The 23,229-nt window shown below is 72.8% G+C and carries 8 protein-coding genes; 6 read left to right on the top strand and 2 right to left on the bottom strand.

Annotated elements, in window-relative coordinates; genetic code table 11:
• Positions 1–9 precede the first annotated feature (9 nt).
• The gene (locus ACFWRO_RS16695) at positions 10–1,422 is read left to right on the top strand and encodes an aminopeptidase P family protein (RefSeq protein ID WP_384510452.1); all 1,413 of its coding nucleotides are present in this window, start codon (positions 10–12) and stop codon (positions 1,420–1,422) included.
• Between the two features lie 90 nt (positions 1,423–1,512).
• Positions 1,513–3,531, top strand: a complete 2,019-nt coding sequence (gene recQ, locus ACFWRO_RS16690; RefSeq protein WP_384510449.1) for a DNA helicase RecQ — start codon at positions 1,513–1,515, stop codon at positions 3,529–3,531.
• Positions 3,532–3,566: 35 nt separating this feature from the next.
• Here the strand turns inward: recQ and ACFWRO_RS16685 are convergent, their stop codons facing one another.
• Both ACFWRO_RS16685 and ACFWRO_RS16680 read right to left on the bottom strand, forming a co-directional pair.
• Positions 3,567–4,667: a winged helix DNA-binding protein gene (locus tag ACFWRO_RS16685; RefSeq protein WP_384510446.1), complete on the bottom strand. Its 1,101-nt coding sequence runs from the start codon at positions 4,665–4,667 to the stop codon at positions 3,567–3,569.
• A 103-nt stretch (positions 4,668–4,770) separates the two neighbouring features.
• Positions 4,771–5,718 (bottom strand): methionyl-tRNA formyltransferase, encoded by a 948-nt coding sequence (locus ACFWRO_RS16680; protein WP_384510443.1) that lies wholly within the window; start codon positions 5,716–5,718, stop codon positions 4,771–4,773.
• 247 nt (positions 5,719–5,965) lie between these two features.
• Here ACFWRO_RS16680 and ACFWRO_RS16675 point away from each other — a divergent pair, with 247 nt between their 5' ends.
• From ACFWRO_RS16675 to ACFWRO_RS16660, 4 genes are all read left to right on the top strand, one after another.
• Positions 5,966–7,318, top strand: a complete 1,353-nt coding sequence (locus tag ACFWRO_RS16675) for a lysine N(6)-hydroxylase/L-ornithine N(5)-oxygenase family protein (protein ID WP_384510440.1) — start codon at positions 5,966–5,968, stop codon at positions 7,316–7,318.
• Positions 7,319–7,535: 217 nt separating this feature from the next.
• Positions 7,536–8,582 (top strand): iron-siderophore ABC transporter substrate-binding protein, encoded by a 1,047-nt coding sequence (locus tag ACFWRO_RS16670; RefSeq protein ID WP_384510437.1) that lies wholly within the window; start codon positions 7,536–7,538, stop codon positions 8,580–8,582.
• Between the two features lie 92 nt (positions 8,583–8,674).
• On the top strand, positions 8,675–22,945 hold the full coding sequence (locus ACFWRO_RS16665) for an amino acid adenylation domain-containing protein (RefSeq protein WP_384510434.1): 14,271 nt from the start codon (positions 8,675–8,677) through the stop codon (positions 22,943–22,945).
• Positions 22,942–23,154 (top strand): MbtH family protein, encoded by a 213-nt coding sequence (locus ACFWRO_RS16660; RefSeq protein ID WP_384510431.1) that lies wholly within the window; start codon positions 22,942–22,944, stop codon positions 23,152–23,154. Before ACFWRO_RS16665 ends, ACFWRO_RS16660 begins: the two co-directional genes overlap by 4 nt.
• Positions 23,155–23,229: the final 75 nt, after the last annotated feature.

Here is a 23,229-nt window from a genome sequence, read left to right as displayed (position 1 = left end):
GGACACGACGTGGCCAAGGGTCGGAAGAACGGTCTGTACACGGAACTCTCCGCCGAACTGTCGGCGCTCATGCGCACGGGGTGGGCGGACACCGAACGGCACGACCTGGAGCTCGACGAGCAGGCACCGTACGCGGCCCGCCGCCGCGCCGCGCTCTCCGCGCGCTTCCCCGGCGAGCGCCTGGTCATCCCCTCGGGCAACCTCAAGGTCCGCTCGAACGACGACACCTACCCCTTCCGCCCGTACACCGGCTATGTCCACATGACCGGCGACCAGGCTCGGGACGGAGCGCTCGTCCTCGAACCCCGCGCGGACGGCGGCCACGACGCGTACTGCTACCAGCTGCCCCGGGACGGCCGGGACAACGACGAGTTCTGGACGGGCCCCACGGCCGAGCTGTGGATGGGGCGGCGCCGGTCCCTCGCCGAGTCGGAGCGCGTCCTCGGCCTGGCCTGCCGTGACGTCCGTACGGCGGCCCGCGACCTCGCCGCCGCCTCCACCGTCCCGACCCGGATCGTCCGCGGCGTCGACCCGGCCCTGGAGGCCGCCGTCACCACCGACGCGGAGCGCGACGAGGAACTGGAGGAGGCGCTCGGCGACCTCCGGCTCGTCAAGGACGCGTGGGAGCTGGCCGAGATGCGCAAGGCCGTGGACTCCACCGTGCGCGGCTTCACCGACGCCATCGGCGAGCTGTCCCGCGCGGTCGCCTCGTCCGAGCGCTGGATCGAGGGCACCTTCTTCCGCCGCGCCCGCCTGGAGGGCAACTCCGTCGGCTACGGATCGATCTGCGCCGCGGGCGACCACGCCACGATCATGCACTGGACGGACAACGACGGCCCGGTGCGCCCGGGGGAGCTGCTCCTGTTCGACGCCGGCGTGGAGACCCGCACCCTCTACACCGCCGACGTCACGCGCACGCTCCCGATCAGCGGCACCTTCTCTCCCGTGCAGCGCAAGGTCTACGACGCCGTGTACGAGGCCCAGGAGGCGGCCTTCGCCGCCGTGAAGCCGGGCGCCGCGTACCGCGACTTCCACGAGGCGTCCCAGCGGCACCTCGCGGCCCGGCTGGTCGAGTGGGGCTTCATCGAGGGGCCCGCCGAGCGGGCGTACGCACTCGGTCTGCAGCGCCGCTTCACCATGGCCGGGACCGGCCACATGCTCGGTCTGGACGTCCACGACTGCGCGCAGGCCCGGAACGAGGAGTACGTCGACGGGGTCCTCGAACCCGGCATGGTGCTCACAGTCGAGCCCGGCCTGTACTTCCAGCCGGACGACCTCACCGTGCCCGAGGAGTGGCGGGGCATCGGCGTCCGGATCGAGGACGACCTGGTCGTGACCGCCGACGGACACGAGAACCTGTCGGCGGGCCTGCCGCGCACGGCGGACGAGGTCGAGGCGTGGATGGCCAGGACCGCGGGCTGAGCGTTGTCCACAGGTGAGCCCGTGCGGTGGTTGTCCACAGGTTCACCGGACCGGGACGGGAGTGTCGGCCGACGCCGTTAGGCTTCTGGAATGGTCCTTCCGGAAGCTTCCCCCGCGACCCCCTCCGAGGCATCGGAGGTGCTGCACCGCGTCTTCGGCTACAGCTCCTTCCGCGGCGCTCAGCAGGAGATCGTCGAGCAGGTCGTCGGGGGCGGCGACGCCCTCGTCCTGATGCCCACCGGCGGCGGCAAGTCGCTCTGCTACCAGATCCCGGCGCTCGTCAGACAGGGCACGGGCGTCGTGATCTCGCCGCTCATCGCGCTGATGCAGGACCAGGTGGACGCGCTCACCGCCCTCGGCGTGCGGGCCGGCTTCCTGAACTCGACCCAGGACCCGTACGAACGGCAGACGGTCGAGCAGGCCTTCGTCTCCGGCGAGCTCGACCTGCTCTACCTGGCTCCCGAGCGGCTGCGTACGGAGGGGACGCAGCGGCTGCTCGACCGGGGCACGGTGTCGCTCTTCGCGATCGACGAGGCGCACTGTGTCGCCCAGTGGGGTCACGACTTCCGGCCCGACTACCTCGCGCTCTCCATGCTGCACGAGCGCTGGCCGAAGGTGCCGAGGATCGCGCTGACCGCGACGGCCACGGAGGCCACCCACACCGAGATCGCGACGCGGCTCGGCCTCCAGGACGCCCGGCACTTCGTCGCGAGCTTCGACCGGCCGAACATCCAGTACCGCATCGTCCCGAAGAACAACCCGCTCAAGCAGGTCCTCGAACTGATCCGCGCCGAGCACGACGGGGACGCCGGCGTCGTCTACTGCCTCTCGCGCTCCTCCGTGGAGAAGACCGCCGCCTTCCTGGTGGAGCAGGGCGTCGACGCCCTGCCGTACCACGCCGGCATGGACGCCCGGACGCGCGCGGCGAACCAGTCCCGCTTCCTGCGCGAGGACGGTGTCGTGATCGTCGCGACGATCGCCTTCGGCATGGGCATCGACAAGCCGGACGTGCGGTTCGTGGCCCACCTCGACCTGCCGAAGTCGGTCGAGGGCTACTACCAGGAGACCGGCCGGGCCGGCCGCGACGGCGAGCCGGCCACGGCCTGGCTGGCGTACGGACTGCAGGACGTCGTCCAGCAGCGCAAGCTCATCGAGGGCTCCGAGGGCGACGAGACGCACCGCCGGTCCCTGGCCACGCACCTGGACGCGATGCTCGCGCTGTGCGAGACGGTCGACTGCCGCCGGGTGCGGCTGCTCGCGTACTTCGGGCAGCAGGGCGAGCCGTGCGGCAACTGCGACACCTGCCTGACACCGGCCGAGTCCTGGGACGGCACGGTCCCGGCGCAGAAGCTGCTGTCCACGGTCTGGCGGCTGGCGAAGGAGCGGCGCCAGAAGTTCGGCGCCGGCCAGATCATCGACATCCTGCAGGGCAAGAAGACGGCCAAGGTCATCCAGTTCGACCACGACGGCCTCTCGGTCTTCGGCATCGGCGCCGACCTGTCGACCGCCGAGTGGCGCGGCGTCGTCCGCCAGCTCCTCGCGCAGGGGCTCCTCGCGGTGGAGGGCGACTACGGCACGCTCGTGCTGACCGAGGCGAGTGGCGAGGTGCTGGGCGGCCGCCGCGAGGTCCTGATGCGGAAGGAGAAGGCTCCCGCCGCGGGCTCCCGCAAGAAGGAGTCCGGGTCGCGTTCCGGCAAGGGCGCCCGCGTGCCGGTCGACCTGGCGGCGGAGGCCGTTCCGGTCTTCGAGGCGCTCCGCGCCTGGCGGGCCGCGACGGCGCGCGAGCAGGGCGTTCCGGCGTACGTCGTCTTCCACGACGCGACGCTGCGGGAGATCGCGACGCTGTTCCCCACGACCGTCCAGGAGTTGGGCACCGTCGGCGGCGTGGGCGAGGCCAAGCTCGCCAAGTACGCCGAAGGCGTCCTGGAAACGCTGGGGGAGAGCCGCGCCTCGGGGGCGGCTGCCGCCCCGGAGACACCGGCTGCGGTACCAGAGCCTTCGGTACCGAAGGCTGCGGTGGAGCAGCCTTCGGCACCACGGGCGGCGTTCGACGAGGAGCCGCCGCCCTTCGACCCGGAGGAGGAGCCGCCCTGGGACGACTGGGAGTGAGCGACCCCGGGCGGCCCGGCCGTCGGTCCGGTGCGTCAGGGCCGGTCGGCGAGGAGCGCGCCGGCGGAGGGGAAGTACTCCTCCGCCGAGACCTCCCGGCCCGCCTCGGTGCGTAACCGGCTCAGGACCAGGCCGGGTTCGGCCCCTGTGGCGGCCGCCTTCGGCCCCGTGACGATCACGACGCCCTCGCCCTCTCGGTGGACCACCTGGCCGGGGTCGCCGGAGTACGCGCCGTCGGAGACCCGTGCCGTGAGGAGTTCGAGCCGCCGGCCGTCGTGGTGCGTGTAGGCCGTCGGGAAGAGGTGGCGCCGGTCCTCGACGAGCCGGGCGATCTCCGAGGCAGGGCGCGTCCAGTCGATCCTGCCGTCCTCGACGGAGTCCGCGCGGGCGGGCGTCTCGAACCGCGGGTGCTCGTGGACCACGCCGGCCGGAGCGGGTTCGAGATGCCGGTGGACGCGGCGGAGCAGGGAGCCGAGCACCTCGCGTTCCTCCGCGTTCAGCGGCGCCAGGATGTCGTCGTCCGTCGAGGCGATCTCCGCGTTGAGCGCCGCCAGGAAGGACCTGCCCTCGGGCGTCAGCCGTACGACGACGCGGCGCCGGTCCGCCGGATCCCGGCCGCAGTCGACATGACCCGTCTTCACCAGATCGTTGACGATCTTCACCAGGTCGCTGGCGTTCATGTCTAGACGGGCCGCGAGCACCGTCTTCATCTGCGGACCCAGGTCGGCGACCATCGCCATCACGGTCAGGTGCCACAGACGAAGCCCGTGCGCGGACAGCTTCTCGGCGAGCCTGCGGCGCGCGGCCTTGCCGAGCGCGTACAGCAGATAGGCGTGGAGGTTCAGCACGCTGGGCGGCGTCGTGCTCAGGGAGCGCGGGCCCAAGGGGCCGGCCGGGGCGGGGAGTTCCGCGAGTCGATCGGGCCGCTCGGGTCCCGTGGTTCCCGTGGTTCCTGTGGGGGACGGTGCGGCCAGCAGGGCGGTGAAGCCGCCCGGAGCGGGGTCGATGGTCAGATCGGTGTGGGCGAGCGAGCTGAAGACCTGCGCCCAGTCCGTCGGGATGTTCGATATGCCGACGACGGCGAACCTGGTGCCGTTCGCGTCGTGAGCGGTGCCGGAGGTCACCCGGTGTTCCATGGATCTCTACCTGTTCCCCGTACGAGTTAGGTGAACCCAACCCAGTCATCCTGCGTGGAACCGGCGCCCCCAGGACCGTCTGGGGGCGCCGGAGTTCGGGAGGTCAGGGACGGCTGGTGAGGTAGCCGCCCATCGAGGTGAAGTACTCCGTCGCGGGCAGCTCCCGGCCGTCCTCGGTCCGTACGCGGGTGATCGCCAGGCCGTGGTTGCGGCCGGTGCGCGCGTCGGCGCCGGCGACGACCACGACGCCCTCGCCCTCGCGGTAGAAGATCCGGCCGGGGGTGCCGCCGTAACGGCCCTCGGAGACCACGGCCGAGAGGACTTCGAGGCGCTTGCCCTTGTGGAAGGTGAAGGCGGCCGGGTAGGGGGCCGACTGGGCGCGGACCAGGCGACCCAGGACCTCGGCGGGCCAGTCCCAGTTGATCCGGATGTCCTCTTCGGCCCGCTTGTGGAAGAAGCTGGCCTGCGAGCGGTCCTGCTTGGTGAACTCGGTCTGCCCGGAGGCGATCAGGTCAAGGGCGCCGACCGTGACGGGCGCGATGAGGTCGACCGTCTTGTGGAACAGATCGGTGGCGGTGTCCGTGGGGCCGATGGCCACCGCGCGCTGGTCGACGATGTCGCCCGCGTCGAGCACCTCGTCCATCATGTGCGCCGTGACGCCGACCTCCGACTCGCCGTTGATCATCGCCCAGATGATGGGGGAGAAGCCGGCGTACTTGGGCAGGAGGGAGTCGTGGATGTTCAGCGTGCCGTGCCGGGGCAGCGTGTAGATCCGCGGCGGGATCCAGGTCCGCCAGTTGTTGGCCACGATGATGTCCGGATCGGCGTCCTTCAGCCGCTGGAACAGCTCCTCGTCGTCGGGCCTGTTGCGGATGACGACCGGAACGCCGTGCTCCTCGGCCAGGTCGGCGACCGAGTCGCTCCAGATCTTCTCGTACGCGTGCTCGCTCTTGGGGTGCGTCACGACCATGACCACGTCGTGCTCGGAGTCCAGGAGAGCTTGCAGGGTGCGGTGCCCCCAGGTCTGGTAACCGAACATGACGACCCGCATGGGGTTCCTCCTCAGAAGAGCGAATGACCCCGCCAAGTAAAGCAAGCCTTACCTAAGGATGCAACGACCCCTCATTTCACGCCCGTTCATCGCCGTGATCTCTCGCTTGTCCGTTTTGCCCAGTCGACAGTTCAAGTCAGGTCAGGTTAGCTTTACCTAAGTTCGGCTGGCCGGGTCCACGGCGAGGTCGGCACCCGCTCTTTTCACCCACGCCTCACTGGCGGCTGTCCCGCACGATGGGAGTGACATGTCACAGGTTCTTCCTGGCGACACCCCTCTGGTCCACGACCTCATAGGTATCGGCTTCGGGCCGTCCAACGTGGCCATGGCGATCGCGCTGAGCGAGCACAACGCTCGCGTCGGGAGGCAGGAGGCGGTCACTGCTCACTTCTTCGAGCGCCAGGCGAGCTTCGGCTGGCACCGCGGCATGCTGATCGACGACGCCACCATGCAGGTCTCCTTCCTCAAGGACCTGGTGACGCTCCGCAACCCGTCGAGCGAGTACACCTTCCTGCGCTATCTGCAGAGCAAGGGCCGGCTGATCGACTTCGTCAACCACAAGAACCTCTTCCCGCTCCGCGTGGAGTTCCACGACTACTTCGAGTGGGCCGCGGCGAAGGTCGACGACATGGTCTCCTACGGCCACGAGGTCATCTCGGTCGAGCCCGTGACGCGCGACGGCGTGATCGAGTACCTCGAAGTCACCGCCCGCTCCGGCGCGGAGACCGTGGTCCACCGGGCCCGGAACCTCGTCATCGGCACGGGACTTCGCCCGCTGATGCCGGAGGGCGTCGAGCGGACCGACCGCGTCTGGCACAACTCCGACCTGCTCGCCAAGGTCGACGGGATCGAGGGCACCGACCCCAAGCGCTTCATCGTGGTCGGCGCCGGCCAGAGCGCCGCCGAGAACGTGGCCTACCTGCACCGCCGCTTCCCGCAGGCCGAGATCTGCGCGGTCTTCTCCCGCTACGGCTACAGCCCGGCGGACGACAGCAGCTTCGCGAACGGGATCTTCGACCCGGCCGCCGTCGACGAGTACTACACGGCTCCCGACGACATCAAGCGCAGGCTGATGGACTATCACGGGAACACCAACTACTCGGTCGTGGACATCGACCTGATCGACGACCTGTACCGGCAGGCGTACCAGGAGAAGGTGCTCGGCACCGAGCGGCTGCGCTTCCTCAACATCTCGCGCCTGACGGGCGTCGAGGAGGCCGGGGACACCGTCCGCGCCACCGTCACCTCCCTCGTCACCGGCGAGGAGAACGTCATCGACGCCGACGTGGTCGTCCTCGCCACCGGCTACAGCCAGGCCGAGCCGCTCGGCCTCCTCGGCGACGTCGCCGGGCGCTGCCACCGCGACGAGCAGGGCCGGGTCCGGGTCGAGCGGGACTACCGCATCGCGACCGACCCCGAACTGCGCTGCGGCATCTACCTGCAGGGCGGCACGGAGCACACCCACGGCATCACGTCGTCGCTGCTCTCCAACACCGCGATCCGGGTCGGCGAGATCCTCGACTCGATCCTGGGCCGGAAGCCGGAACCCGCGCCGGGCGTTCCCCGCCAGGTCGCCGACGGCATCGGCTCGGTCCGCTGACACCACGCGGCCGCTGACGGCCGCTGACGTCCGGTCAGTCGGTCCGCCGGTCCTTCCCGCGCGGCCGGCCGAGGAAACCCTCCTCCCCAAGGGCCCTTCCACGGCCAACGGCCCCACCCAAGCACCACCCAAGCCCCCACTCGCCCCACCCGCCGCCCGCGTCGTCGTACGCGGCGGGCGAGGCACGCACTGTGTCATCCCCGTGAAAGGAACATCCGTGTCCACAGGTACGCGCCCCTCTCTGACGCGCTTCGTCAGATACGTCCCCAGGGTGGCCGTCGCCACCGTCGCCGCGCTCGCGCTCTCCGCCTGTGGGGGCGGCAGCGAGAAGGCGGAGTCCAAGCCTTCCGGCGAGCCGAAGGCCTCCGCTGCCGCCGTCTTCCCGGTGACCGTGGAGCACAAGTACGGCAGCACGACGATCGACGCGGCGCCGAAGAAGGTCGTCACCCTGGGCCTGTCGGACCAGGACGCGGTTCTGGCGCTCGGGATCCAGCCGGTCGGGGCCGTGGACTGGTTCAAGGAGACCCCGTACGGCAAGTGGCCGTGGGCGAAGGACAAGTGGGGGACCACGAAGCCGCAGATCGTCGGCGAGCGTGACGAGTACAACATCGAGAAGATCGCGGCGCTCAAGCCCGACCTGGTGATCGCCCAGTACTCGGGCATGAAGAAGGAGCAGTTCGACACGCTCTCCAAGTTCACCAAGGTCGTCGCGCAGCCCAAGGACCTCCCCGACTACGGAGCGTCCTGGCAGGTCATGACGCGGCAGATCGGCAAGTCCCTCGGCAAGTCCGCCGAGGCCGAGAAGCTGATCACCGACATCGACGCCCGCTTCAAGGCCGTCCGTGACAAGCACCCCGAGTTCGCGACGAAGACCATCGCCGTCGCCGACAGCTTCGAGGCCGGCAAGTACTCGGCCTTCACGAAGACCGACCCGAAGGCGATCTTCTTCAACGAGCTCGGCTTCAAGCTGAAGCCCGAGATCGACACCCTGGCCAAGCCGGGCTGGAACGTCGCCGAGCTGAGCGCCGAGAAGCTGAACGTGCTCGACGTCGACCGCGTGGTCTGGGTCACCTCCAGCACCGAGGCCAACGAGCGCATCAAGGCCGAGCCGCTCTACAAGAAGCTCAAGGTCAACCAGGAGAAGCGCGACCTGTTCGTGCCGTACCAGGACCCGGACATCGGCGCGGCGTTCTCCTTCAACACCGTCCTGTCGATCCCGTACGCCATCGACCAGGTCGAGCCGCTGATCGCGGCCATCAAGTAAGAGCCGTCACACCGGCATCCCGCCCGTCCGCCGAGCTCTCGCGGACGGGCGGGCCTCACTGACGTACCACCAGGGAAAGGCCCACTCGAACGATGTTTGACGTCGCGTCGGACCGGACGTCCGCTTCCGGAACACCCGTCACGGGCGGGCAATCCGGCATCTGGCTGGCCCAGCAGATCGACCCGGACAGCTCCGCCTACAACATCGTGTTCGCCCTGGACCTGCGCGGCGACGTCGACCTCGACCGCCTCGCCGCCGCCGTGCGGCAGTCCGTCGGCGAGGCCGAGAACCTGCACGTGCGCGTCACGACCGAGGACGGCGTACCCCGCCAGACGCCCGCCCCCGCCCCCTTCGACGTCCCCGTCGTCGACCTGCGCGGCGCCGCGGACCCCGCGCGCGAGGCCGACGGCTGGATGGCCGCCGACCGCGAGCGCCCGGTGGACCTGGCCGGCGGCCCCCTCTTCGGGCACGCCCTGCTGCGCCTCGCCGACGACCACGTCCTCTGGTACCAGCGGTACCACCACATCGTCACCGACGGCATGGGCGTCGCCCTCGTCACCCGCCGCGCAGGCGAGCTCTACACCGCCGGCGACCAGGCCCCCGCGCCCCGCGACTGGGCGCTCGCCCGCCTCGTCGACGCCGACCGCGCCTACCGCGCCTCCGCCGCCCATCAGGCCGACCGCGCCTACTGGCTGGACCGGATGGCCGGCCGCGCCGAGCCCGTCCGCCTCGTCGAGCGCGCCCCGCTGCCCATGACCCGGCGGCTGCGCCGTACGTCGGAGCTGTCGGCCGAGCGGACCGGCCGCCTGAACGCCGCCGCCGAGCGCGCCGGCACCCGCGTCTCCCGGGTCCTGGTCGCGGCCGTGGCCGCCTACCTGCACCGGGTCAGCGGCGAGCAGGACCTCGTCCTCGGCCTGCCGATCGCGGCCCGCCAGGACGCCGCGTCCGTCGAGGTCCCCGGCATGGTGTCCAACATCGTGCCGCTCCGCCTGGCCGTCCACCCCGGCACGACCGGCGCCGAACTCCTCACCGCCGTACGGCAGACGGTCGGCGAGGCGGTCGCCCACGGCCGCTACCGCGCCGAGGACCTGGCCAGGGAGCTGGGACTCCCCGACGGCGTGAACGAGCTCGTCGGCCCCACCGTCAACGTCCTGCCCCGCCCCGAGGACCTCCGCTTCGGCGACCACGCGACCGAACTCGAACCGGTCTGGCTCGGCCCGGTCAGCGACCTAGCCCTCAGCTTCGCCGAGTGCGACGGCGGGCGCGGCCTCCGCGTCCACCTCGACGCCGACGCCGCCGTCTGCGACGAGGAGACCCTCCGGGGCCACGAGACCCGCCTCCTCGCCCTCCTCGACGCCTTCACCGAGGACCTCGACCGGCCGGTCGGCCACATCGAACTGACCTCGCCCGCCGAACGGTCCCGGCTCCTCGGCGAGTTCGGCGTCGCCCCGTGCGAGTCGCCCGAGCTGACCTGGCCCGAGGCCTTCGAGCGGCAGGTCCGCCGCACCCCCGACGCCGTCGCCCTCGTCTGCGAGGACGTCGAGCTGACGTACGCCGAACTCGACGCGCGGGCCAACCGGCTGGCCCGGCTCCTGCTCGCCCGGGGCGTCGTCGCCGAGGACGTCGTCGCCGTCGCCGTCCCGCGCTCCGCCGAACTCGTCGTCTCCCTGCTCGCCGTGATGAAGACGGGCGCCGCCTACCTGCCGCTGGACGCCGACCACCCGCAGGACCGGATCGCGTACATGCTCGCCGACGCGGGCGCCCGTACGGTCCTCACCACCCACGAGCTGTCCGCCGCCCTGCCGGACGCCCCGGGCGTCACCCACCTGCTGCTCGACGAGCCGTCGGTCGCCGCCGAGTGCGCCGCCCTCGACGCCTCGGACCTGAACCTGGCGATCGCGCTCGACCAGGCCGCGTACGTCATCTACACCTCGGGCTCCACCGGCAGGCCCAAGGGCGTCGTCGTCTCCCACGACGGCGTCGGAAGCCTCGTCGCCACCGCCACCGAACGCATCGGCATCACCGCCGAGAGCCGCGTCGTCCAGTTCGCCTCCGTCGGCTTCGACGTGACGGTCTGGGACCTCATCATGTCGCTGTGCGTGGGCGGCCGGATCATCGTCGTCCCCACCGAGCGCCGCGTCGCGGGCCCCGCCCTCACCGAGTACATCGGCCGGCACCGCGCCACCCACATGATCCTCCCGCCGTCCCTCGTCTCGGCCCTGCCGCAGGAGTGCGAGCTGCCCGACGGCGCCGTCCTGATCGTCGGCACGGAAGCGGTGCCCAGCGAGCTGATCGCCCGCTGGAACGGACGGCTCCGGGTCGTCGTCGCGTACGGTCTCACCGAGGCCACCGTCAACTCCACGCTCTGGGTCGCCACCCCGGACCGGCCGGGACCCGCGCCCATCGGCGAGCCCGACCCCAACACCCGCGCGTACGTCCTCGACTCCGCGCTCCGGGTGGTTCCGGTCGGCGCCGAGGGCGAGCTGTACGTCGCCGGTCGCGGCCTCGCCCGCGGCTACCTCGGCCGGCCCGGCCTCACCTCCGAGCGCTTCGTCGCCGACCCCTACGCCGACGAGCCCGGCGCGCGGATGTACCGCACGGGCGACCGCGTCCGCTGGGGCGCCGACGGCAACCTGGAGTTCCTGGGCCGCTCCGACGGCCAGATCAAGATCCGCGGCCACCGCATCGAGCCCGGCGAGATCGAGAGCGCCTTCATGGCCTGCGAGGGCATCGCCCAGGCCGCCGTCCTGGTCCGCGAGGACCACCGCAACGCCAAGCGGCTCGTCGCCTACCTGGTCGCCGAGGCCGGTACGGACCCCGAGGCGGCCGTCGCCGCAGCGCGCACACGGATCGCCGAAGCGCTGCCCGACTACATGGTCCCCTCCGCCGTGGTACGCCTCGACGGACCGCTGCCCCTGACGCCCAACGGCAAGCTGGACGGCCGGGCCCTGCCCGAACCCCGGTGGACCGCGACGGCCGGCGGCGACGCGCCCACGACGCCTGGCGAGACCGCGCTCGCCGCGCTCTTCGCCGAGGTGCTGCGGCTGCCCGCGGTCGGCGTCCACGACAGCTTCTTCGAGCTGGGCGGCGACAGCATCGTCGCCATCCAGCTGGTCAACCGCGCCCGCGAGGCCGGGCTCGCGATCACCCCGCGCGACATCTTCCGCCAGCGGACCGTGTCGGCGCTCGCCCGGACCGCCGACTCGGCCGCGGCCGCCTCGGCCCCGTCCCTCGACGTCGTCCTCGACGAGGACGCGCTACCGGTCTCCCCGCTCCAGGAAGGTTTCTTCTTCCACGCGGAGTTCGACCGGGACGCCGCCGACCTCTACGTCGTCCAGGAGCTCCTCGACCTCGGCGGCACCGTCGACCCGGCCCGGCTCAAGGACGCGCTCCAGCTGCTCCTCGACCGGCACCCGCTGCTGCGCGCCGCGTTCCGCCAGCTTCCCGGCGGCCAGGTCGTCCAGCGCCTCGCCGACCACGCCGAACTGCCGTGGAGCGAGGCCGACACCGCGCGCACCGCGCTCGCGGAGGTGCTGAGGCAGGACCGCGCCGAGGGCTTCGACCTCGCCCGGCCGCCGCTGATGCGGGCCACCCTGATCAGGGACGGTCAGCGCCACCGGCTGCTGCTCACCCTGCACCACATCATCGCCGACGGCTGGTCGGTCTCCGTCCTGCTCCGCGAACTCGACCTCGCCTACCGGGGCGAGACCCTGCCCGAGCCGCCCGCGCCGCAGCCGTACCTGGCCTGGCTCGCGGGCCGGGACCTCGACGCCGCCCGCGAGGCCTGGCGGCAGGCCCTGGCCGGCCTCGACGGCGCGACCCGGCTGCCCGCCCTCGCCTCGGCCGACCACTCCGGCACGTCCAGCGCGCCCGTCGCGCTGCCCGAGCACGTCGACGTCCGGCTCCCCGAGTCGCTCAGCGCCGACCTCACGGCCCGCGCCCGCAGCCACGGACTGACCCTGTCGACCGTCGTCAACGGGACCTGGGCACTGCTCCTCGGCGGTCTCACCGGCAGCCAGGACGTCGTCTTCGGCACCACCGTCTCCGGCCGCACCACCGAGGTCGAGGGCCTGGACTCGGCCGTCGGCCTGTTCATCAACACCGTGCCGGCCCGGGTCACCCTGCGCGCCGGCGAGTCGCTCGCCGAACTGCTGCTGCGCGTCCAGGACGAGCACGCCGGCCTCCTGGACCACCAGCACCTCGGCCTCGCCGAGATCCAGCGGATCGCGGGCGGCGCCGGCGGCGGCGAACTCTTCGACACCCTCGTCGTGTTCGAGAACTACCCGACCGGCGACCTGGCCACCGACGCCGACCCGGAGGCGCTCCGCCTCGCAGGCGCCGAGGTCTTCGACGCCGTGCACTACCCGCTCGCGCTCATCGTCGAGCAGGGCGGCGACGGGCTCGCGCTGCGCTTCAAGTACGACGCCGCCCGGCTCGACCAGCTCGCCGTGGCCGTGATCGCCCACCGCTTCGAGGCGCTCCTCCGGACCCTCGTGGCCGAGCCCGCCCGCCCGGTCGCCCGCGTCGGGCTGCTCTCCGAGCGCGAGGCCGAGCGCCTCGCCGCGCTCAACGCCACCACGCGCCCGCTGCCGGACGCGGACGCCACCCTCGCCTCCCTCTTCGCCGCGCAGGCGGCCAGGACGCCCGCCGCGCCCGCCGTCGTCTTCGAGGGCACGACCCTGTCGTACGCCGAACTCGACCGGCGCGCCGAGGCCCTGGCCCAGCGGCTGCGGGCGCGCGGCGCGGGCCCCGAGCGGTTCGTCGCCGTCGCCGTGCCCCGCTCCGCGGAGCTGATGGTCGCGCTGCTCGCCGTGCACAAGGCGGGCGCCGCCTACCTGCCCGTCGACCTCGACTACCCCGCCGACCGGGTCGCGTTCATGCTCGCCGACTCCGGCGCCCGTACGGTCCTCACCACCGCCGACGCGGCCGGCCGGCTGCCCGGCGCCGCGGACCTGGAACACGTCCTGGTCGACGGGGTCGAGGAGGGCTCGGACGCCGAAGTCCCCGCGACCCAGACCGTCCAGGCCCGGCCCGATCACCCGGCGTACCTGATCTACACCTCCGGCTCCACCGGGCGTCCCAAGGGCGTCGCGGTCACCCACCGGGCGATCGTCAACCGGCTCGCCTGGATGCAGGACGCGTACGGGCTCGACGCGGACGACCGGGTGCTTCAGAAGACCCCGTCCAGCTTCGACGTCTCCGTCTGGGAGTTCTTCTGGGCGCTGATCGAGGGCGCGACCGTGGTCCTCGCCCGGCCCGACGGCCACCGCGACCCGGCGTACCTCGCCGAACTGATCCGTACCGAGCGCATCACCACCCTGCACTTCGTCCCGTCGATGCTGGCCGCGTACGTCCAGGTCATGGAGGGCGCCCCCGGCGCGCCCGAGTGGGCCGCGCGCCTGCGCCGGGTGTTCTGCAGCGGCGAGGCCCTCACCGGACCCGACGCCCGCCGCTGGTCGGAGCTGACCGCGCGGCGCGGCACGGGCCCCGTGCCGCTGCACAACCTGTACGGACCCACCGAGGCGGCCGTCGACGTCACGTACTTCCCGTACGAGGGCGGCACCGAGCCGGCCGTACCGATCGGCCGGCCCGTCTGGAACACCCGCCTGTACGTCCTCGACTCCTTCCTGCGCCCCGTCCCGGACGGCGTCCCCGGCGAGCTGTACCTCGCCGGCGTCCAGCTGGCCCGCGGCTACCACGACCGGCACGGCCTGACCGCCGAGCGGTTCGTCGCCGACCCGTTCGGCGAGCCCGGCGCCCGGATGTACCGCACCGGCGACCTGGTCAGCCGGCGCGCCGACGGCGCCGTCGAGTACCTCGGACGGACCGACCGCCAGGTCAAGGTGCGCGGCAACCGGATCGAACTGGGCGAGATCGAGGCCGCGTTGGCCGCCCTCCCGGGCGTCGCCCGCGCCGCCGTGATCGTCCGCGACGGCGCCCTCCTCGGCTACGCGGTGCCGGCTCCCGGCGCCGCCGCCCCGGACGCCGAGGCGCTCCAGCGGGCGCTCGCCGACGCGCTGCCCGCGGCGATGGTCCCGACGGCCGTCACCACCCTCGACGAGCTGCCGCTCTCGCCCAGCGGCAAGCTCGACCAGAACGCCCTGCCCTCGCCGTCCGTCGCCCCCCGGGCCGGCGGCCGCGCGCCCCGCGACGAGCGGGAGAGCGCCCTGTGCGAGATCTTCACCGACGTCCTCGGCCTGCCGGGGATCGGTGCCGACGACGACTTCTTCATGCTCGGCGGCGACAGCCTCAGCTCCATCTCCGTCGCCACCCGGGCCCGTGAAAGGGGACTGACCATCAGCCCGCGCGATGTGTTCGAGCACCGTACGCCCGCCGCGCTCGCCGCGACGGCCGCGCAGGTGCCGGACGAGCCCGCCGCCGAGACCGCCCCCGAGGCGCCCGCGGCCGCGGTGACCGTGTCCGCCGCCGACGCCGGGCAGGCCGCAGCCGCCCTGCAGGCGATGCTCGCCGCCCAGGCCCAGTCCGGCGCCGCCGTCGACCCGGCCCTGAAGGCGCTGCTCGACCAGCTGACCGCCGGTGCCCCGGCGGAGCCCGAGGCCCCCGCCCCGCTCGGCGGCCTCGAGCTGACCGAGGAGGAGACCGCCCGCGTCGAGGCCGTGGCCGGGCTCCCGGTCGCCGACGTCTGGCCGCTCTCCCCGCTCCAGGAGGGCATGTACTTCCACGCCACCTACGACACCGGTGACGCCCTCGACGTCTACCTCTCGCAGGAGACCCTGGACTTCGACACCGCGCTGGACGCCGACCGGCTGCGCGCCGCAGGCCGGGCGCTCCTGGAGCGCAACGCGAGCCTGCGCGCCGGCTTCACCAGCGACGGCCTGCCCCGGCCCGTGCAGTTCATCGCCGACGGCGCCGAGATCCCGCTGACGGTGACCGACCTCAGCGGACTGACTCCCCAGCAGCGGACCGTCCGGATGGACGAGCTGCTCGCCGCCGACCGCCGGCAGCGCTTCGACCTGTCGGCGCCGCCGCTCTGCCGCCTCCACCTCATACGGCTCGGCGACGGCCACGACCGGCTCGTCGTCACCCACCACCTCATCCTCTGGGACGGCTGGTCCGCGTGGCTGTTCCTGGAGGAGCTGTTCACGCTCTACGAGCGGGCCGGCGACACCGCGGGACTGCCCGCCCCCGGCTCGTACCGCGACTACCTGGCCTGGCTGGACCAGCAGGACACCACCCGGGCCCTCGGCGCCTGGCACGACGCGCTCGCCGGCTTCGACGAGCCGACGCTGGTCGCCCCGACCGGCCGCGACGCGGGTCCCGTCCTCCCGGCCGACCTCGACGCCGTCCTGTCCCGGGAGACGAGCGACCGGCTGCGCACCCTCGCGCGGCAGCACGGACTCACCCTCAACACGGTCCTCAACGCCGCCTGGGGCCTGGTCCTCTCGGCCATGACCGGCCGCTCGGACGTCGCCTTCGGCACCGCGGTCGCGGGACGGCCCGCGGAGGTGCCCGAGGTCGCCGGCATCATCGGCATGTTCCTCAACACGATCCCCGCCCGGGTCGCGTTCGCCCCGGACGAGCCGCTGCTCGACCTGCTGCGCCGCATGCAGTCCGAGCGCGCCGCCGTCATGCCGTACGAGTACGTCGGCCTCGGCACCCTCCAGCAGGAGACCGGGCACCGCCGTCTCTTCGACACCCTCTTCGTGCTCCGCTCCGCCGACGGCGAGGACCGGGCCGCCGCGCTCCGCCAGCGCCACGGCATCACCGACGTGTCGAACGTCGACGGCACCCACTTCCCGCTCACCCTGATCGTCACCCCCGAGACCCGGCTCCGGGTCACCCTCGCCGCCCGGCCCGACCTGTTCGACGTGGAGGAGTCCGCCACGATCCTGGGCCGGTTCACGGCCGTCCTGGAGCGGATCGGCGAGCTGCTCGCCGCCCCGGACGCCGGCACCGCCCGTACGGTCGCCGTGGACCTGCTCCTGCCGAAGGAGCGCGCCACGCTGACGGCCGAGTGGGCCGGCAGCCGGGAGCCCGTCCCCAACGAGACCATCGCCGACATGCTGACGGCCCAGGTCGCCCGCACCCCGAACGCGGTGGCCCTGGTCTTCGGCGAGCGCTCCCTCACGTACGCCGAACTCGACGCGCACATCAACCGGATCGCCCGCCTGCTCCTCGCCCGGGGCGCGGGCCCGGAGAGGGCCGTGGCGCTCGCGCTGCCCCGGTCCATCGACATGGTCGCCGCCCTCTTCGCGGTCCTGCGGACCGGCGCCGCGTACCTGCCGCTCGACCTGGACCACCCGGCCGACCGGCTGCGGCTGATGATCGAGGACACGAGGCCGCTGTGCGTGGTCTCCACCGAGGCCGTCGCCCCGACCCTGCGGGGACCCGGCGGAGCGCCCGAACTCCTCCTGGACGACGCGGCCGTGGCCGCCGAGCTGGCCGCCCTGCCCGGCGGCGAGATCACCGACGCCGAGCGGCCCGCCTTCGCCCACGACATCGCCGACCGGCTCGAACACCCGGCGTACGTCATCTACACCTCCGGCTCCACCGGCCGGCCCAAGGGCGTCGTCACCCCCTACCGGGGTCTGACGAACATGCAGCTCAACCACCAGAAGGAGATCTTCGACCCGGCCATCGCCTCGGCCGGCGGGCGCCGCCTGCGCATCGCCCACACCGTCTCCTTCGCCTTCGACATGTCGTGGGAGGAGCTGCTCTGGCTGGTCGAGGGCCACGAGGTCCACGTCTGCGACGAGGAGCTGCGCCGCGACGCCGAGGCGCTGGTCGCCTACTGCGACCAGTACAAGATCGACGTCGTCAACGTGACCCCGACGTACGCCCAGCTGCTCATCGAGGAAGGCCTCCTCCAGGACGAGGAGTCGGGCCCCGGACACCACCGCCCCGCGCTCGTCCTGCTCGGCGGCGAGGCCGTCTCCGACACCGTGTGGTCGACGCTGGCCCGCACCCCTGACACGTACGGCTACAACCTGTACGGGCCGACCGAGTACACCATCAACACGCTCGGCGGCTCGACGACCGACAGCCGTACGCCCACGGTCGGCAGGCCCATCCGCAACACCCGCGCCTACGTCCTCGACGCGATGCTGCGCCCGGTCCCGCCCGGCTGCCCCGGCGAGCTGTACATCGCCGGCACCGGCCTGGCCCGCGGCTACCACGACCGCCCCGGCCTGACCGCCGAACGGTTCGTCGCCGACCCGTTCGGCGAGCCCGGGGAGCGGATGTACCGCACCGGCGACCTCGTACGGGAGCGGTACGACGGCCTCCTCGACTTCCTCGGCCGCACCGACGACCAGGTCAAGATCCGCGGCTACCGCATCGAGCTCGGCGAGATCTCCACGGCCCTGTCCTCGCACCCCGAGGTCGCGCACGCGGCCGTCGTCGTCAACGAGAGCACCGGCACCAAGCGCCTCGTCGGCTACTTCGCGCCGGAGGCCGGCACGGAGCCCGGCGAGGAGCTGATCCAGCGCCTGCGCGAGCACCTGAAGGCCGGGCTGCCCGACTACATGGTCCCCTCCGCACTCGTCCCGGTGGAGACGCTGCCGCTCACCGTCAACGGCAAGCTCGACGTACGGGCCCTGCCCGCCCCGGACTTCGCGGGCTCGGGCACCAGCCGCGCCCCGCGCACCCCGCGCGAGGAGACGCTCTGCGCCCTCTTCGCCGAGGTCCTCGGCCTGCCCGAGGGCAGCGTCGGCATCGACAGCGACTTCTTCGAGCTCGGCGGCCACTCGCTGCTCGCCACCCGGCTCGTCAGCCGCGCCCGTACCGCCCTCGACACCGAACTCGCCATCCGCGACCTGTTCGAGGCACCGACCGTCGCGGAGCTCGTCGAGCGGGCGGACCGCGCCGGCAGCGCCTCCCGGCCGGCCCTGACCGCAGGGGAGCGGCCCGACGAACTGCCGCTCTCCCACGCCCAGCAGCGGCTCTGGGTCATCCAGCAGATCGAGTGCACCTCGGCCGCGTACAACTTCCCGCTGGTCATGCGCCTGCGCGGAGCCTTCGACGCCGACGCGTGGGCCAGCGCGGTCGGCGATGTGACCGCCCGGCACGAGGCCCTGCGCACGGTCTTCGCGCAGCGCGACGGCCAGGCGTTCCAGCGGGTGCTGCCCGCCGACCGGGCCTGGCAGCCCGTGGAGCGGATCCACGACGTCACCGAGGACCGGGTCCCCGACCTCGTGGAGAAGCTCGTCAACCGGCCGTTCGACCTCGCCACCGAACTGCCCCTGCGCACCACGGTGATCGGCCTGGCGCCGGAGGACCACGTCGTCGTCCTGCTGCTCCACCACATCACCACCGACGAGTGGTCGGACCGCCCGTTCCTCCGCGACCTGGCCACCGCCTACGCGGCCCGCCTCGCCGGCGCGGCACCCGTCTGGGAGCCGCTGCCCGTCCAGTACGCCGACTACGCCCTCTGGCAGCAGCGCCTGCTCGGCGACCCGGCGGACGCCGACAGCCTGGCCGCCCGCCAGCTGGAGTACTGGCGTACGACCCTGGACGGCGCCCCCGAGGAGCTGGAACTGCCCACGGACCGGCCCCGGCCCGCCCGCCCGGCGTTCTCCGGCGCCGAACTGGACATCGCCTTCGACGCCGACGTCCACGAGGGCCTGAAGCGGCTCGCCCGCGAGACCGGCGCCAGCATGTTCATGGTCGTCCACGCCGCCGTGGCCGCCCTGCTGCACCGCATGGGCGCCGGTACGGACATCCCGCTCGGCTCGCCCATCGCGGGGCGCGGCGACGAGGCCCTCGACGACCTGGTCGGCTTCTTCGTCAACACCCTCGTGCTCCGCACCGACCTGAGCGGCGACCCGTCCTTCACCGAGCTGCTCGCCCGGGTCAGGGAGACCGACCTCGCCGCGTTCTCGCACGCGGACGTGCCGTTCGAGTCGGTCGTGGAGAAGCTCAACCCGACCCGCTCGCTCTCCCGGAACCCCCTGTTCCAGGTGATGGTCGGCTACCACGCCCGTACCGGCGACGGCTTCGAACTGCCCGGCCTGAGCGCCGACTACGTGCCGTTCCGCATCCGGTCCGCCAAGTTCGACCTGGTGTTCAGCTTCACCGAGCACACCCCCGCCGACGGCGGAGCCGGCTCCCTGGCCTGCCGCCTGGAGTTCGCCACCGAGCTGTTCGACCACGAGACCGTCGAGCGCCTCGGCGCCCGCCTCCGGGCCCTCGTCGCGGCCCTCGTCGCCGCACCCGAGGCGCCCGTCTCGCGGGCCGAGATCCTGGCCGGCGGCGAACGGCACCTGGTCCTGGAGGGCTTCAACGGCGCCGCCCGCGAGGTCGACGAGGAAACGTTCCCGGCGCTGTTCGCGGCGCGGCTCGCCGAGCGCCCCGACGCGGTCGCCGTCGTGGACCGCGACCGGACCGTCACGTACGCGGAGCTCGACGCCCGCGCCAACCGGCTCGCCCGGCTGCTCGCGGAGCGCGGCGCCGGAGCCGAGAGCGTGGTCGGTGTCGCCGTGCCCCGCTCGGTCGACATGGTCGCCACGGTGCTCGCCGCGCTGAAGCTGGGCGCCGCGTTCCTGCCGCTCGACCTGGTCCACCCGGCCGACCGGCTGACGTACATGATCGAGGACTCGCGGGCCGCGCTCGTGGTCGGCACCGAGCCCGTCGCGGGCAAGATCCCGCAGGTGGCGGGCGTACCGGTGGTGCTGCTCGACGAGCCGACGGTCGCCGCCGAACTGGCGGCCCTGCCCGAGAGCGCGCTCGACACGGCGCCGGTCCACCTGGACCAGGCCGCGTACGTCATCTACACCTCCGGCTCCACCGGCCGGCCCAAGGGCGTCGTCGTCCCGCACGAGGGCATCGCCAGCCTCGTCGCCACGGCGGTCGACCGCATGGGCCTGGAACACGACAGCCACGTCCTGCAGTTCGCCTCGATCGGCTTCGACGTCTTCGCCTTCGAACTGTCCATGGCGCTCTGCCACGGCGGCCGGCTCGTCCTCATCACCGACGAGGCACGGGTCGCTGGCCCGGCGCTCACCGACTTCCTGGCGGAGCACGCGATCAGCCACATGATCCTGCCGCCGTCCCTGGTCTCCGCGCTGCCGCCCGGCTGCGCCCTGCCCGAGGGATCGACCGTCCTGGTCGGTACGGAGACGGTGCCGCCGGACGTGTTCGAGCGGTTCGGCGCCACGGCCCACCTGATCTGCGCCTACGGTCTCACCGAGGCGACGGTCAACTCCACGCTGTGGCCCTCGCGTGAGCACGGCGGCCGCCCGTCCGGCCGGGTGCCCATCGGCCGGCCCGACCCCAACACCCGCGCTTACGTCCTCGACGACCACCTGCGGCCCGTCCCGCCCGGCGTCGTCGGCGAGCTGTACGTGGCCGGCCGCGGCCTCGCCCGCGGCTACCTCGGCAAGGCCCCGCTGACCTCGGAGCGGTTCGTCGCCGACCCGTTCGGCGCCCCCGGCAGCCGCATGTACCGCACCGGTGACCGCGCCCGCTGGCGCGCGGACGGCAACCTCGACTTCCTCGGGCGCGTCGACACCCAGGTGAAGGTCCGCGGCTTCCGCATCGAGCTCGGCGAGATCGAGGCCGCGCTCGCCGGACACCCCTCGGTCGCCCAGGCCGCCGTGGTGCCCGACCGCGACGGCGACATCGTCCGCCTGATCGGCTACGCGGTGCCCGAAGCGGGCGAGGCGGACCCGCAGGAGCTGCGCGCCCATGTGGCCGGGCAACTGCCCGAGTACATGGTCCCGGCGCTCGTGATCGCGCTCGACGGGCCGCTGCCGCTGACCCCCAACGGCAAGCTGGACCGCAAGGCGCTGCCCGTACCGGACTGGGCGGCGATGACCGGCGACGCGCAGCCCGCCAACGCGACCCAGGCCCAACTCGCCGAACTGTTCGGCGAGATCCTCAAGCTGGAGAAGGTCGGCGTCCACGACAACTTCTTCGCGCTCGGCGGCCACTCCATGGCCTCGATGCGGCTCCTGGGCCGGATCCGCGCCGAGTTCGGCGTGGAGCTGAGTATCCGCGACGTCTTCGACGCGCTGACCGTCGCCGGCATCGAGGCCAAGCTCAAGGGCGCGGCCACGGCCCGCCCGGCGCTGCGGCCCGGGGCGTACCGCCCCGAGCGGCTCGCCGAGGCGGCGCCGGTGCAGCGATGGCAGTGGGACGCCCACTACGGCCCTGACCGTTCGGCGGCCTTCGACCACGCGCTGGTGCTGCGTTCGCCCGGCGGCCTGGACGCCGCCGCGCTGTCCGCCGCGCTCGCCGACGTGGCCGAGCGCCACGAACCGCTGCGCACGCGGTACCGCGAGGACAAGGGCACGCTGTACCAGTTCCGGGCGAAGCCGCTGGCCCTGCGGACCGAGACGTGCGAGGACCTGGAGGCCCGCCTCGCCGAACTGGCGGCCGGCGCGCCCCGGGCCGACCGCGAGGCACCGCTCGGCGCCCACCTGCTGACCGCCGGCACGGGGGAGCAGGCCCTGCTCCTGACCATGCAGTACCTGGTCGTCGACGAATGGTCGGTCGTACCGCTCTTCCGCGACCTGACGTCGGCCTACCAGGCCCGTACGGAAGGCCGGGCCCCCGAGTGGCAGCCGCTGCCGGTCTCGTACCGCGACTACGCCCACTGGGCCCGCGAGGTACTCGGCGACCTGCGCGACCCGGAGAGCCTGGGCGGCCGCCAACTCGGCTACTGGACGAAGGCGCTGGAGGACGTCCCGCTCAGGATCGCCCTCCCGGCCGACGGCCCCCGCGGTGCGGGCGCGCCCGGCGCGGACCACGTCGGCTTCGTCCTCGACGAGGAGCTGCACGCGGGCGTGGACGAGCTGGCCCGGGCGACCGGCACCAGCATGTTCATGGTGCTGCACTCCGCTCTCGCCGCGGTCCTCACCGCCCATGGCGCGGGCACGGACCTGCCCATCGGTACGATGGTCGCGGGCCGTACGGACGACCAGCTGGCCGACCTGGTGGGCTGCTTCTTCAACACGGTCGTGCTGCGCACGGACACCGGGGGCGACCCGACCTTCGCGGAGCTGCTGTCCCGCGTACGGGAGACGACGCTGAGCGCCCTCGACCGGCAGGACGTCCCGTTCGAGGAGGTCGTCCGGGCGACCGGACTGCCGCCGAAGGGCCCGCAGGTCATGGTCATCCACCACGAGCAGGCGGACCTGGAGCGGCTGGAGGGCGGCATCGGCTCCCTCGACGCCGTACCGACCGGCTCCACCCGGGCCGATCTGACCCTCAGCTTCTACGAACCGCAGGGCGACGGGCCCGTCCACTGCGGCCTGATCCACGCCACCGACCTGATCGGCACCGCCAAGGCGCGGAAGCTCGCCGACGAACTGCAGAGGCTGCTGCGCAGTGTGGCCGCCGACCCGGAACAGCCGCTCTCGGAGCTTTTCACCACCATGTCCACAAGGAGTGACAACGCATGAGCACCAACCCGTTCGAGGACCCGCAGGGCAGCTTCCTGGTCCTGGTCAACGACGAGAACCAGCACTCGATCTGGCCCTCGTTCGCCGAGGTCCCCGCCGGCTGGCGGTCCGTCTTCGGTGAGGGCACCCGGGAGGCGTGCCTCGCTTACGTCGAGGAGAACTGGACGGACCTGCGCCCGGCGAGCCTCGCCACCGCGCAGCAGGGCTGACCGGACCCCGGACACGCGGACGCCGCCGCCCTAGGAGCACCACTCCACGGGCGGCGGCGTCTGTCGTCCGTACGG

The sequence above is a fragment of the Streptomyces sp. NPDC058579 genome (genome assembly GCF_042718575.1).
Taxonomy (GTDB): domain Bacteria; phylum Actinomycetota; class Actinomycetes; order Streptomycetales; family Streptomycetaceae; genus Streptomyces.
The sequence above is the reverse complement of the archived record's forward strand: the minus strand, read 5'-3'. Positions and strand labels throughout refer to the sequence as shown.